General features: G+C 49.1%; 12 protein-coding genes. 1 reads left to right on the top strand and 11 read right to left on the bottom strand.

Annotated elements, in window-relative coordinates:
- The coding region (locus tag FJD34_RS27835) for an IS3 family transposase (protein ID WP_130926105.1) at positions 1 to 108 on the top strand (108 nt) is incomplete at its 5' end.
- Positions 109 to 1,766: 1,658 nt separating this feature from the next.
- Here the strand turns inward: FJD34_RS27835 and FJD34_RS27850 are convergent.
- The 11 genes from FJD34_RS27850 to gspG form a co-directional block, all read right to left on the bottom strand.
- Entirely contained in the window at positions 1,767 to 2,180 is a 414-nt protein-coding gene (locus tag FJD34_RS27850) for a hypothetical protein (RefSeq protein ID WP_090292562.1), read from the bottom strand.
- Between the two features lie 9 nt (positions 2,181 to 2,189).
- On the bottom strand, positions 2,190 to 3,074 hold the full coding sequence (locus FJD34_RS27855) for an RHS repeat-associated core domain-containing protein (protein ID WP_090292560.1): 885 nt from the start codon (positions 3,072 to 3,074) through the stop codon (positions 2,190 to 2,192).
- A gap of 23 nt (positions 3,075 to 3,097) precedes the next feature.
- A complete protein-coding gene (locus FJD34_RS28600; RefSeq protein WP_223232766.1) occupies positions 3,098 to 6,826 on the bottom strand; it encodes a hypothetical protein in 3,729 nt (1,242 codons plus the stop codon).
- A 734-nt stretch (positions 6,827 to 7,560) separates the two neighbouring features.
- Positions 7,561 to 9,744 (bottom strand): type II secretion system secretin GspD, encoded by a 2,184-nt coding sequence (gspD, locus tag FJD34_RS27865; protein WP_174553317.1) that lies wholly within the window; start codon positions 9,742 to 9,744, stop codon positions 7,561 to 7,563.
- A gap of 73 nt (positions 9,745 to 9,817) precedes the next feature.
- Positions 9,818 to 10,333, bottom strand: a complete 516-nt coding sequence (locus FJD34_RS27870) for a pilus assembly protein PilP (protein WP_146552294.1) — start codon at positions 10,331 to 10,333, stop codon at positions 9,818 to 9,820.
- Positions 10,326 to 10,925, bottom strand: a complete 600-nt coding sequence (gene gspM, locus FJD34_RS27875; RefSeq protein ID WP_157695992.1) for a type II secretion system protein GspM — start codon at positions 10,923 to 10,925, stop codon at positions 10,326 to 10,328. The genes FJD34_RS27870 and gspM overlap by 8 nt, the downstream gene beginning before the upstream one ends.
- Positions 10,926 to 10,929: 4 nt before the next feature.
- Positions 10,930 to 11,952, bottom strand: coding sequence for a type II secretion system protein GspL (locus tag FJD34_RS27880; RefSeq protein ID WP_149830670.1), 1,023 nt, complete (start codon positions 11,950 to 11,952; stop codon positions 10,930 to 10,932).
- A 10-nt stretch (positions 11,953 to 11,962) separates the two neighbouring features.
- A complete protein-coding gene (locus tag FJD34_RS27885; RefSeq protein ID WP_090292553.1) occupies positions 11,963 to 12,562 on the bottom strand; it encodes a prepilin-type N-terminal cleavage/methylation domain-containing protein in 600 nt (199 codons plus the stop codon).
- A gap of 5 nt (positions 12,563 to 12,567) precedes the next feature.
- Complete coding sequence (locus FJD34_RS27890; RefSeq protein ID WP_090292552.1) at positions 12,568 to 12,945, bottom strand: type II secretion system protein; 378 nt, start codon at positions 12,943 to 12,945, stop codon at positions 12,568 to 12,570.
- The gene (locus tag FJD34_RS27895; protein ID WP_223232765.1) at positions 12,942 to 13,406 is read right to left on the bottom strand and encodes a GspH/FimT family pseudopilin; all 465 of its coding nucleotides are present in this window, start codon (positions 13,404 to 13,406) and stop codon (positions 12,942 to 12,944) included. Before FJD34_RS27895 ends, FJD34_RS27890 begins: the two co-directional genes overlap by 4 nt.
- Positions 13,381 to 13,812: a type II secretion system major pseudopilin GspG gene (gene gspG, locus FJD34_RS27900; protein ID WP_090292548.1), complete on the bottom strand. Its 432-nt coding sequence runs from the start codon at positions 13,810 to 13,812 to the stop codon at positions 13,381 to 13,383. Before gspG ends, FJD34_RS27895 begins: the two co-directional genes overlap by 26 nt.
- Positions 13,813 to 13,821 lie beyond the last annotated feature (9 nt).

Consider the following 13,821-nt stretch of genomic DNA (forward strand, 5'->3'; position numbering starts at 1 on the left):
GATTACATCGAGATGTTCTACAACGCAAAACGCCGCCATGGTTTCAACAATCAGCTGTCACCGGTAGAGTTTGAAAAGCGTTACGCAATGAGCTTGCAAGGTGTCTAGAGAATCCGGGGCGATTCACAGTGCGTACACCAGCAACGCGAGAGATGTCGAAGACCTGCAGTTGGAGGCGATCAGCAGAGGATCCAGCAAGCGCTTGGACCTGCGTTGCCCATTTGACTTACCCGTTGAGTACAAGTCGAACGTAGTGAGCTTCACACGGGCAGATCGCGACCAGCGTGTGCAGGCAAGGGTTTTTGATTCTTCGGCGACTGAGACGGAGCGCTTAGTGCTGAAGCGTATTGCCCTGCCAGAAGAGAAAACCCCAGCTAAATCCACCCGACGCGTGCCTGTCCCAAAGGCGACCGACGAAGACTTAATGCGATCATTCCGTCAGTACATAGAGTCGCCGTCATCCAGGCCAAAGAAGCCGAAATAGATGACCTGATTACGGCTTTCAGTCAGCGACTATCTCGGAAAAAGTCATCCTTGGAGACTCGCCCGAAATCGTCTCCGGATGATCGAGGGTCAGTCTCAAGCATGTGCGCTGTTCGTCGCACCTGCTTGATATAAGCCAGGGTAGCCAAAAAGCAGGTTTCACAGAGATGCACCTCATAGCGTTCGCCGTCATGCAATGCACCATAGCCCCAATGAGCCTGGAGGATCCCATACTCCAAGTTGCCGCTTCCTAGGCGGGTAGAGCTATCGCATACGTCACAACGCACGTCAGTCACAGTTTCGACTTCTACACGACCAGTGATTTTCATTCCACCCAAGCCTCTGTCAATGCACACACCAAGTTTAGATGTTCAAAGCCTGGCTGCTTTGCCATCGGTCGATGTTTACAGACCGTGACCCAGGGTTAAATTGGAGCACATTCGGCGACAGTCGATGAGGTTCTTGAAGTGGGGATACAACGAGCTGCAGAAGCGTTACGGACAGCCATCAATTATTTGAATATTTTCCATGAGACAAGTTATTTCCTTTCTGGGTATAGGTTCTCGTTCCCGCCACCTACTCTTTGAACATCCTAATACGGTACCGTAGGTACTCAAATCCTAACTCGTATTCAGTTAAATAGAAACAACCTCCTCTGTGGAATTTCAGGGAAATCCCAATAAAGACGTTTGTCTGTTTTTCCAGTCTCTCGACATAGGTACCATGACTCAAAAGTCAGCTCTGCTGATGTTTGGTTAGCCTAATGGACTCCATGGGCGTTACGATCGTATGTTAGTAGTGGTGTTAGTTGTTCGGTTTTTATATTAATTAATGTGTGTTTGCTCCCTTTGGTAGACGGTGTTAAGTTTGATTTTTATTCAGTTTGAAATTTTTCCATATAGTTTTATCACCTATTCTAGCGAGTAAACCCTTCGGAAGGGGATAAAGGATTCTCTTTCATAAAAAGTTCCTCTGTGTTTATTTAATTGGCGAGTAATATTTATGTTATAGAGGGTGCGGAAAGTTCGATACTTTTAATGCAGGGCTCTCAATAGTTTAAGGCTTTAAACAAGTAAGTAGAGAAGGTGGTTGGATTTATAGTTTTATGTTTCTTTAGGCGTTAACGTTTTTCTTTGTTAATTTGAGGAGGGACTTTCGCTAGGAATTCGATCATTGATGTTTGTTTAAGTCTGTGCTTGTGTAGATTCTTATATGAGATTAGATAGCTGTTCGGTCGTACTAGAGGTAACTAATATCCCTCTAGTACGACCGCAGATCAAGCCTTATTTTTCAGCCGACTCCAATTGAATGCTTTCTGCTAACAGTGTTATAGTCGCACCATAGACGGGTTCAATTTCTATAAAAGTCAGAGTGCCTTGACGGATTTTTTCTAAGTAATCCAAAAGTGTAGGCCATTCCAAATCGCTAATACTAGGCTCGTGCCCTCTGATCATCAGGAAGACGCGTCTAGCCGTCTCGTATTCTTGAGGAGGGTCGGCGTAGAGCCTAGTAACACGGTCAATGATATTTGATAGTCGCATTTCGTTTACCGTAAAGTCTTGAACCCCCTTAGCAATAATCTGTTTGCGTTTTATACTTCCCCACATGCATGTAATGTTGATTAAAACTTCTTTTTTTGTTGAATCGACTTGAATGCCATCAATTGTAGCTTCTGTCAAACGCTTCCAGTTATCCATAGAAACTCCTCATTCCCTAGGCCAAGGTGAATAGTCACGACCTGGATGCTCTCTGACGCCACCGGGCCATTCGTGGACATGCGGACGATCATAACCTTGATGTGGCTTATCGTAGTCGCGTATCGGCCGGCCATCATTCCCATACTCTCTAGTTCGCCGTTCACCGACTTTGACCTCACCAGGAGCACCACGGTTAGGAACATTTTTTTCACGACTTGGAGTCGTAGTTGCTGGCGCTTGGTCATTGCCACCGATCTTTTCGTCGAGTTTTGAGTCACCTTTTTTTGTATCAACCAACTCATTTTGAACATTACCAGTGGACCAGTTGGCAGAGTTACCAATGTCAGTGCCTGAGTAGGAACTTCCTCCGGTATTGAAGTTGTTACTACCGCTCGCACTCCCGCTCTTTGAAAGTGAATCTACTGCAGCAGATGCCGCCAATGCCGTGAGCAGTGCGTAGACCGGTATAGCAAGAAACGCCATCCTCCCATCCGGATCCACATACATGTATGGATTATTGTTGGCATAAGTATAGCGATTAAAGCTATGCAGGTTATCTGCCTGGAAATCAACGGGATCGATCCCCATAAAGCGCCCCAGCACAGGGTCGTAGTAACGGGCTCCCATGTATGACAAACCCGTAGCGTCGTCAAAGGCCTTGCCGTGATAGCCGATTTTGTTGCTGCTGCTGGGCGCCGACTGATTGAGCTTCTCGCCATATGGCTTGTAGTTTTCTTTCCAGAGCAGATTTCCGGCCGCATCTGATGCGGCCAGTGGGCTTCCGGAAATGTCGTTGTGGAAATAGGTGACAGTGTCGGCAAGGGCGACGGTGTTTATCACCAATGCCAGGAAGACCACGCTGAGTTGTTTGCCCAGGTTCTTCAGTACGTCCATGTAGGTTTCTCCTTGGCGACGGTTCATGGGCTCACCCGCTGCGCGATGCGCTTGTCACCGATGTAGAAGTATTCGGTGAGTGTGTTCCCATTCACCTCGATCAATGGTTTTCCGCCCGAATCATGCATCTCATATACCTTGCCACTGGCTTTAATCACTGCGCTGCGGTGATTAAGTCCGTCGTAGCTGTATTCGATTTTGGCTGCCGGGTTGCTGCAGTTGATGCAGGTGAGGTTGGGGACATCGTTGTAGGTGTAAGCGTTGCCCTGGCTGGAGCTAATGTTCCCGTAGACATCGTAGCCATAGCTACTGGCTCGCAGGCCACTGACGGTGCTTAATCGGTTTTTGGTGTCGTAGGTGTAAGTGAGGCTCGATTGTCCAAGGGTTTGCTTGAGCAGATTGCCGCCGCCGTCATAAGCGATACTGCCTTGGCCCCAGAAACCGGCCGCGCTGGTCAATCGATTGATGTTGTCGTAACCCAGGGTACGGTTGAAGTTACCATCCAGCGTATCGTTAATGGTGATCAGATTACCGATACCATCATAGGTATACGTGTTGTTGAGGTGGAGACTGGCTGGGGTGACTTTTTGGGTCGAAAAACTAGTGGGCCATAGTCGGTTATTTTGCCCATAGGTTGAGACCGTCCCGTTGGCGTAGGTGATGCTCTGGAGCAGGCTTGAAGGCCAGTATTTGATATTTGTGATGTAACCTGAAACGGTTGTGGGGCGGCCCAGGGCGTCCGGGGTGTAATTGACCACGCGAGCAGACTGTGGATACGTCACGCTGCTCAGCTGGTCATTGCCGTTGTAGGCGTACTTGGTCGTAAACAGTCGACCGTCCAGTGCAAGACTTTCCTGTATCAGATTACTTGCGGCGTCATAGGCGAAACTGCGATTACCGCCACTTGCATTGCTGGTCAGCAACTTGCTGTTTTTGTTGTAAGTGTTGGTGATGGCGGGAGTGGCACCAGGATAGGTGGTAGAGGTAAGGCGGTTCAGTCCGTCATACGCATAGCGGGTGATACCAGAAGTCCCCACCTGACGAGTCGTCATGTTGCCTGCGATGTCACGGCCGTAGGTGGTGACGCCGGTTTCTGGATTGGTAACGCTGATGAGATAGTTGCGACTGTCATAGCCATAGGTGCGCTTCAGCCCTGCTTGTGTAACAGCAGTAATCAGGTCACCGGGGCTGCGCTCAAGAGTGACATTGGCAGAGGCCTCTGGGGCCGTAATGGCCATCAATAGGGGTTTGTCTGGGTCGCCGTACGCGCGGTAGGTATAGGTGGTGACTTTGCCACGCTCGTCCGTCACCGAACGGGTGCCGGGCCCATAGCTAATGGTTTGGACGGTACCGTCAGCGTTGGTCTGGCGAACCTTACGGCCCAGTGGATCGTACTCATAACGGGTACCAATGAGGACACCTGGGTTGGAGTCGAAGGTAATCCGACCATACCCGTCATACTCGTGTTTGGTTGTGACTCCGCCGACCGTGACACTGGCTTCACGCCCGAAGGGATCCAGCAAGGCGGTCTCGATCAGTGGACCACGCGTTCGGGTTTTACTGGTTGGGGTGTAGTTGATCGTGGTGGTGTTACCCAGTGCAGGGATAATGGAGGTGGCCCTTCTCAGACCATCGTAGGTGTATCGAGTGGTGAAGCCTTCACCATTGGTGTCAGAAATCACGTTGCCTGCATTGTCCACCAACCTCGTGATCTTGATGCCCTCAGGCTGTGTTTCACTTTGCGCCACACCTAGCTTGTAATTGGAATAGGTATAGAGGTCGCCACGAGGCAGCGTTTTGCTCGCAAGGTTCCCTTGGGCATCGTAGGTGTAAGAGGTAGTCACGCCATTGAGGACCTGAGTAAGCACGTTACCGTTGGCGTCGTAGGTACGAGTAATTATTCGGCCAGGGGAAGTCTCATTTTTAGGGCGTCCAATAATCCATTTATTGGGATCATTGAAGTACGTGAAGGTTGTTGTGCGGTTACCACCATTAGGTCCTGTTTCGGTCCGACTCCCTGGATTACCGTAAGCGTCATAACCTGCATAAGTAGTGGTGTAAGTCGCGCCATCCCGAACAATTGTTGTTTTTGTTAAATCTGCCACCCAGGTTTTTTCATCGTTAAATATACCTAACTCAATCAGATCTGTAGAGATATCAATGAAAACTCTAGGATCCCAACTATAAGTTTCAATGCTACCATTAGAATATTTTTTTTCGGCGACCTTACCTACCCGCCAAATGTTGTTTGTAAGACTAAAGCTTGGGCCAAAAAACTTATAACTAGTAACTCCTTCTGGACCCGATACCTGAGTGATGTCATGTATGCCACTGCTCCCACGTGTATAAGTATACTTCCACTCCTCACCACTGGAAAGTTTCCTTTTACTGATTCGCTCGCCACCAACGTAGAATTTTCTTTGATTCCAAATAGTCCTAACTGTCGTGTTAAAATTTGAAAAAGTATACTCATAGTTTGATGTTCCACCCGCTGGATAAGTTACACTTATGAGCTTTCTAATTGCGAGAGATTCGGAGTTCAATGGTATCGTATCCTCCACTTCTCGAACTGTGGTGTAAGCGCCTGGAGCATAGGAGTACGACCAAAAATTACCATCTGGCAATATTACTTTGGAAAGATTTCGGGAGTTCATGGCATCGGGTGTAAGATGGAAATATTTCCAAACCCGATCATCTGCACTCATTGAGATTAGGCGACCTGTGTCTGGAGCATAAGAAAACTTAACCTGCCTCCCATCATTCGAGGTTATGGCGGTTAGTTGTTGTGAAGGGCTCTCTATACTTGCAGGGCTTCCACCAACTATAAATCGCGGATTTTTATTGGTCCCTGGCATTGTCCACAAAGGAATCGCATCGCCTAAACCTTGATAGTGAAAATTCAATAAATTTCCATTCGGCGATCTTGCACTTTTTGCAAGCATATAAGTATCTGTTCTGCTCGGAAGAGGTGAAAGATAATCTCCAACATCTACTGACCGCTCGGCATCAGAAATGAAAACCCGTCCTACTTTAATATCTGAAATGGGACCATAATCGTAGACCACACCTTTCGGATCACTCAGCGCCACATTGTTATTCAAGCAGTCTAATTTCCAGCCGGACTTTGTTAGAGCTCGATAGTTACCTGTCCTATATAGTCTTTCATTGCCTCCGCCCGGCAACTCTATATTCAGCATGGTTGTTTCTACACCTGCCGGCATAACTCCCTCGCCGGCACAAACTCGTATTAACGCATGAGGGGCGTAGTAAACCGTTGGGGGAGAATTTCTATGAGTTATCAACTGAAAGCGACTATGAATGCTAATTTTTGGCGCTGCACTTAGTGTCCAGCCAGGTCCAAGAGCAGTCCATCTATAAGATTGATTATGACTAGATAAAAGCTGGGCTGACGCCGAATTCATGTCATATGTTCGCCACACCTGAATATCGAGGCCACCATTACCTGGAAGCTCTAAGTCTTTATGGCGAACTGTGAGATTTCCGCTCCAAGGGTCAACGCTTTCTACCTGTCCTGTGCTTGTGCTTCCGAGGGAAAGTGGATTGGGTTCTGTGTTTTCCGGAAGTTTTTCTGCACTGGCTTGAGATGCGAACAAGCTCGCGATAATACTGATGCAAGCAAAAGTACAAAATGTGAGCCTTTTAGCGCCTACATAATTAACCACGCTGTAACCCAAAAATATTCTCATTTTACTTTTCGAAGCTTTTTTGAAGCCGTCTATTGATAAACTCATTTTCATTCCTTGTTTTGAGTGGATATAAAACCTCAAGATTTCCTGCCCGGCAAATCAAGTAAATCATCTAATTTAAAACAGATACAGGCATTTACTGCGAAGGCAGTCTGAATCAAAAATCCTTGGAAGCTTATAGAGTGATTTTCGCTCATGACAACAAAGCGACCATTATCAAAATTTCGCCGTAAAGCGCATGGCGTGGTACTACACTGCAAGCTCTCATAATTTATTAAAGTCTCTGCTATCGTAACGAGCATGCGCTGCCGAGTTAGCTGTTCAAATCCTACTACTCCAAAATAACTTTGTTCTGTTTTATTCTCAATTTGGATTTGTGATGATATCTATTTATGTACTACGCTCGGAGGGGCTTGAGCAAAATTATCGCAAATGAGATGCGTTCCCAACTACTTCATGTCTTTCAGCTATTGCCCACATTAGCGTTGATACCATGACTCATCGCAATGGCTGCCACGGAAACGCCGGGCTGCTCGCATTCTTGAAGGATTTTGTGTAGGACTTACGTTCACGCATGGCGATCCTGGCGTTAAGGGTAATTGCGTCCGCATAAAATACGCGGACACAATCACCCTTATCGGCCAGGTTCGGAAGGTGTGTTCGCCGGCCCCTTACTTTTTTTGGTATAAATGAACTCGTCACTGAGCATCACGCGGTGCATTGCAAACTTGCAGGTTTGCTCTTCTTCCTATGTCGTTCCGGCTAAACGTCAACAGACTCTACTGGACCTGCTTTCGTTCAGTGCCAACGGCTTCTTGTCTGAGGGGAGTCATCAACTGCAGCTGCTGACGATACTCATCGGTGACTTGCCGCGCACTACTCCCGTCCGCTATTACTTTAGGTGTTATCAGAACGATTAACTCAGTACGACCACGACTAGACTGCTTATCGCTGAAAAGCCACCCTAATCCTGGCACACGCCCCAAATATGGCACGCGGTTGTCCCTCTGTGCCTCATCCTGTTTTATTAACCCACCTAGCAACACCGTTTGCCCACTTTGAACTGCAACTTGCGTGGAAACAGATCGAGTTGAAATGCTTGGATTTCCGTTGGTGTCTACGATTTTGCTCGCATCACTGACCTGTTGCTGAATATCCATGTAAACCAAGCCACCGGGGTTTATTCGAGGCACCACGTTAAGAATCACGCCAGTCTGCACATATTGCACACTGCTGGTAGTGACTGATGTGTTATCCAAATTGATGGTTGTCTGATTAATAGGAATGTTGTCGCCCACCTGAATCTGAGCGCTCTGGTTGTTCATTACCACAAGGGATGGCGCTGAGAGCACACGCGTATTACCACTACTTTCTAGCGCATGGAGCGCGATTTGGAGGTTGTTGCTGACAAAGGAGTAGAACAGGGTATCAGTGGCTTTAAGTGCCGCGCCCCCCGCACCGAGCGCCCCCTGGCTGCCTGAAACATTCTGGATGCCAGGAGTCGTAGAGTTACCGGCGAGTCGGCCAAGGTACCATTGGACACCCAGATTCATTCCATCGGTCAAACCGACCTCAAGAATCCGAGTTTCAATCTGTACCTGCAACGGAGGATTATCTAACCTACGAATCGCCGCCTGGATCTCCTGCCATTGCGTCGGACGACAGCGCACCAGTAGTTGATTACTACTTTTTTGCGCTGTAATGCGCACGGGATAGTCTTCTTGACTCGCTGTCAACGCCTCACCAGCTTCTTCGCCCTGCTCTTCAAGCAACTCCTCTTCTTCCGTTGAATCGGTTCTTGGCTCCAGTTCCGCACTGGCCCCAGTGGAGGACGATAAACCACCACTGACTCCCCCCATGCTTTTACCTGAAGACAGCGTCACCGTACGTAAACCCGGGGCAACCCGAGCTGGCTCTGAATGCTCTACTCCCTTGTTGGTATAAATCTGTCGAAGGTACCGCGCCAGATCTGCCGCCTTCATATTTCGTACATCGTAAACATACATCTGCGGTTCATAGCCACCACCCTGATCAATGGTGTCGATCCAACGACCAACCTCAGTCAGGTATTCAGGCTGGGATGAAATTGCCACAATCGCATTAGTTCGCTCAATAGGTAAAAAGCGCACCATTCCCGCCAGAGGTGTACCGCTGCGAGGACCGAATAACTGATTCAGTTCTGGCATCAGTTCAGTCACGCTTGCTCGTTGTAAACCAAAGACACCTATCGACATGCCCTTAAGCCAATTTAGGTCAAAAGTATCGATGGTATCTTGATAATTACTCAGCTCATCGGCCGTACCGGCCATGACCAAGGTGTTGCGGGCAGGATCAACCAAGAGAAATGCGTTTTCTCGCGCGAATGGTTTCAGCAGCTTTCGCATTTCCACCGCAGAGATGTAGTCCAGGGTAAACAACCTGGCACTTAACCCAATTTCTGGGGCGGCCATAAGACGTTGCGGAGTCAACTGACCAGCGACTGCCTGACTGGCTGGTACCACCAAGTAGCGTGAGCCCTGTCGGACCAAAGCATTGTTGGTCCAAGACAACAATGTTTCCAAAATCGCCAAAGCTTGATTTCTATCAACTGGTTTGGCGGTAGAAAATGACACATCACCAGTGACTCCCTGAGAAATGCTGTAATCCTCTTTTAGCAAATCTCCCAAGATAGTATTGATCACCGCCGCAATAGGCTGGTTGGAAAAGTTAAAAGTTACCTTACTATGTCCAGCCTCTACCTTGCGTTCCGGACGTGCAGCGATACTCCCTACAAACTGTTGGCTACCGCGCACAATCTGTTGCTTAGGTGGCTGAGGAGACACTTGTGCGCTTTGAACCACCGCAACGGGGCTCATCGCGGTAGGTAATGCACCATCCCCCTCCGTGCCGGCCAGCCCTTCGCGAATTAGGCGATCGTCTTGCTGGGGGGAGTGGATCGGGTTCATGCAGCCTTGAAGCAACATCACTGCAACACAGGAAAGAGCCAAACGATTGACCACTAAATACGATCCTTGATGACGATACACGATAATGAGTTCACGGGAGTTCCATCGGTAACCTAGGGCTTGAAACTTGCAAAGTTTGCCGAATTTTTCCATGCACGAGTTCAACCTGCCGTTGGTCAATGCGCTCGACCAGCCAGCCATTGGGAAGCGCCTGTCCCTCACGAACGGAGAACACATCCCCGCTATTTTCTTTGAGCAATGCGACCCTTACCTCTTCACTTGCAACTACACCAGTGAGCGAAAAGCTATCGAGCGCTGGCACTGGGGCAATATTCTCTTGCGCAGCATTTACTGCGTCAGGCGTACGTTCTTTGTTAAATAACGGTAGCGCCCAAACCTGCGAATAATCCTGGAGCATTGAAATCGGTTGTGGTGTTGCCACCTGAGCCGTGGAGATTACCAAAGGGGCTGAAGTGCGCGCCGTGAAATCTGGCCACTGAACACTCGTTCCGAGACCATTTAGTAATAATCCCAATAACGCCAACAGCGCGAATGTAATCGCGATCATCGGCCCTAATACTTTATATATGTATAAGCGCTCACTCATGGCCAACAGCCGGTGAGATGCTTAGATATCCGCGGACTTGCAGCTTAACTGATAACCTTCCCGATGAGGACTGAGTGGTGTCTTGAGAGACTAGGCGCTGAATACTTAGAGTATCTATCAGCAAGTAAGGTGGTTTGCTTTCCAGTCTATGAAGTGTGCCAGTCAGAGACTCAATACCGCACTCCAAGTCAACACTCACCGCGACCGATACAAGCGGCCCCTCAGAAACACCTATTTGGGGAACACGATTTAAAACACTGCAGGAAATACCGGTCGCCGGCTCAAGTGACAGACGCTCAGACATCAACTGCATCAGTTGGGACATAGCTACTTCTGGCTCCCTTGCTGTTAGCAGGCCACGGCTCGATAGAGGATGCTGGCGCTGTAAGTCCAGCCGAGCTTGAAGTTCCTCCCGTTGTGCCACCAACGCTGAGAACCGCTGATACGATGCCTGAAGAGCATGCTCTTCCTCATTGATTCGTTGCAATGGCGCCACCAACCACCAGTGGATCAGAAAAAAATACAGAAAAACACCCGCCAACATAGCCAAGGCAATTGCGATATACCGTTGTACGCGGGAAGAGAGCTTCATGCTCCTACCTTTCAACATTGGAATGCTGAGCCATGATAGTGAAACGCTCTAATCCCGACTCTCGATCGGGTTGGATGCCCCCCTGAAATACCGCCTTTGCAAGGCCTGCACAACTTATCAATGCAGCAGGCAAAGCGTTTGCGTGTCGGCTTAACCCACTAAAAGTAATAGAGCCATCAGCACGGGTTTCCAACTGCTCAAGCCAGGTATCTGGCGGTATACATACTGTGAGCTGCTTGAGAAACGAGACACTTGTCTGCTTTTGTCTGTTTTGCAGATCCAAGGTATTTTCCATCTCCGTGCGTGTGCTCAATTGTTTACGTATCTCATCAACTTCCATGGCTTGACTGCGCAGCGACGCCACCTGCTGACGCATCTCTTCAAGCACATGCTCACGATTAGCCAACCATGTTGTCAGGATGAGCAATGTGATTAGCGAAATGCCAATTGTGAGCCCGTAAGTGATGTGCATCATGCGCCTCACCCGATTGGCACGGTGCGGTGCTGGTAATAGGTTTATACCCTGCGCGCGCCGGCCCTCATCCATCATATCGACACCGGCCACCTGCAGTCCAAGTGCCTGAGCCTGAAGGACAATCTCATCCACGCGACTACGAGCTATAACCACAAGTGACACCTGTAGCATCTCATGCGTTTCTGGGGAAATAACCAGCGTATCGAAATAGATTTGCTCTGCCGTAAACGGAGTGTACTTATCCAGTTCAAAGGCCAGAACCGATTTAAGGTTGCGCGCAACCTGCAAAGGCATTTGTACGTGACACAGCAAACCTTGATCAGCAGGCAACAAGATAACGACAGGTCGATTGACCTCAAAGTGCAGAGACTCTTGCAATGGCCAATGCAGCACTTCAGGTAACTGTTGCGCCCCCACACGCGCACGTAGCCAGAGAGGAACACAACTCAAAAGCTCCGTACGCCACCACATAAAAAAAGTCGACAACGGCGTGTTATTCCAGTGCCTCCATAACCGATCAGCAAACGAGTCAATTAATGGCCAGCGCATCATACTTCCCCTTTCACTGAGTCGCGCCCATCGCTTGGCTTGTACGTACCGCAGCAGTCAACGAGGGCCATCGCACAGGTCCACCCGTTTCGAGATCTACCCGAATGGATTGCGGCACACGTTCAGGCCACGGCCATTGCGACATCCAACCGGTCTTGAGATGCATCTCATCTAACCCCAAATAACTAAAATGAATCTGTCGCACCTCTCTGGCTAAGACCTGTGGGTTACCCCAGGGCTGCACGCCATCAAGCTCAAAAAACGAGACACGCAATTCAGAATATCCGGTGGGTGTTTTAAACAATTCCAACTGGTGAATTTTCAACTTCCCCCCAACGCCTAAAGGGACAGGAGCAATAAACCGGAGATACTTAGGTCTACCATCAAATAGCCACTTTCGCGCCCTCTCCTCAGGCAAGGCAATCTCCTTTACCCCTTGGAGCGTGTCTCGTAAAAATCGTTGAGATGCGCGTACCTCTTCAAGCTTTTGCGCATAACGCTCGGTACTCTGAGCTGTCCTATTGGTACTTAACAGACTGCTCGCTACCAGGATTAAAAGCATGCCAAGAAGACTGATGGCCACCATTACTTCAATCAGAGTAAAACCATCCATACGCCTCATGAGCGCCGACCAGATTTCAGCTGCTGCACACGAAGCGTACTGAAATTCTGTACAACGCTTGCGTGTCGCAGGGTGAGTTTTAGATGAAGCAGTTGGATGCCCGACTGCTCGCTCATCGCTATACACTCCAAACGCCAGTCGATGCCACTTTCCTGACCGCTGGTAAAGCCGGGCACCAAAGACGTAGAGCTGACATCAACCAATAGGGATCGAGCCATTAAGCCCATTCGCGTTTTAACCTCGTCCCTTGCGTACGCCTGCATGGCTTGCCCCATGCTATTCATAACAATGCCGAAGATCACAGCCAGCAACGTTGTTGCTGCCAACATTTCAATGAGAGTAAAACCATCCTGTGAACGGGGAGATCTCCTCATTGCACTGCATCTACAATCTTGACATTGCCGGTCAGCCAACTCACATCAATACGCGCTTCACCCGAAGCGCTCGTCACGCGAACGTTTCCCCCGCTGGAACTACCGTCTGGGTAAAACGTGATCGCAACCGTTTCTCCTGCCAAAGCTGCGGCCACTTCTACGCGCAGCTGCAAATTTGAATTTAGGCAACGCAACGGACGCTGCTGGCCCCCATAACAAGCCTTAAGCAAGTCGAAATGCAGTGACACCGGCCGACCTTCAAATATGGCTTGAGCTCTTGCCTGACGCATCCCTTGCATCAACTCGGTCACGCTCTGACGCTCTCGTACACTGGTAATCCCTCTAGTGATCCCAGCTGCCAACAGCGTGTAGGCGATACTCAACAGCACCAGTACCGCTAACATCTCGAGCAATGTGAATCCCTGCTGACGCACGCTATTCCCAACTTCCCAAGTCGGCATCCAAACCCGATCCACCAGGTGTACCGTTTCGGCCCAAAAACACCAGATCAAAACTGCCATGCTCACCCGGGTTCTGATAGCCGAAAGCGTGACCAAATGGGTCCAGCAGCTCGCTTCTCTTGGCATAAGGTCCTTGCCATGAGTTTGCATTGGCGGGCTTAAGTACCAGATCCTCAAGACGTGCAGGTGCACTCCCTACATCCATCGCGTAGCTCTCAATTTTCATACTTAAGCTCGCTAACTGAGCCTTGCCCGCACCGTATTTACCCTTATCAACACCGCCACCGATTTGGCGAACAACGAGTGTCGCCACAATGCCCAAAAGTACAATCACAGCAAGCATTTCAAGCAGCGTAAAACCCTGACTCCGATAGCGATAGCTTTTCACACGATATCGATGCGACATTTTTTATAC

The sequence above is a fragment of the Pseudomonas brenneri genome, assembly GCF_007858285.1.
Lineage (GTDB): Bacteria > Pseudomonadota > Gammaproteobacteria > Pseudomonadales > Pseudomonadaceae > Aquipseudomonas > Aquipseudomonas brenneri.

Coding starts and splice junctions, on each gene's coding strand:
- gspG (WP_090292548.1), bottom strand. CDS start 13,812: ATGTCGCATCGATATCGTGTGAAAAGCTATCGCTATCGGAGTCAGGGT.
- FJD34_RS27870 (WP_146552294.1), bottom strand. CDS start 10,333: ATGAGTGAGCGCTTATACATATATAAAGTATTAGGGCCGATGATCGCG.
- FJD34_RS27890 (WP_090292552.1), bottom strand. CDS start 12,945: ATGAGGAGATCTCCCCGTTCACAGGATGGTTTTACTCTCATTGAAATG.
- FJD34_RS27850 (WP_090292562.1), bottom strand. CDS start 2,180: ATGGATAACTGGAAGCGTTTGACAGAAGCTACAATTGATGGCATTCAA.
- FJD34_RS27895 (WP_223232765.1), bottom strand. CDS start 13,406: ATGCCGACTTGGGAAGTTGGGAATAGCGTGCGTCAGCAGGGATTCACA.
- FJD34_RS27855 (WP_090292560.1), bottom strand. CDS start 3,074: ATGGACGTACTGAAGAACCTGGGCAAACAACTCAGCGTGGTCTTCCTG.
- FJD34_RS28600 (WP_223232766.1), bottom strand. CDS start 6,826: ATGAGTTTATCAATAGACGGCTTCAAAAAAGCTTCGAAAAGTAAAATG.
- gspM (WP_157695992.1), bottom strand. CDS start 10,925: ATGAAGCTCTCTTCCCGCGTACAACGGTATATCGCAATTGCCTTGGCT.
- FJD34_RS27885 (WP_090292553.1), bottom strand. CDS start 12,562: ATGGATGGTTTTACTCTGATTGAAGTAATGGTGGCCATCAGTCTTCTT.
- FJD34_RS27880 (WP_149830670.1), bottom strand. CDS start 11,952: ATGATGCGCTGGCCATTAATTGACTCGTTTGCTGATCGGTTATGGAGG.
- gspD (WP_174553317.1), bottom strand. CDS start 9,744: ATGTTGCTTCAAGGCTGCATGAACCCGATCCACTCCCCCCAGCAAGAC.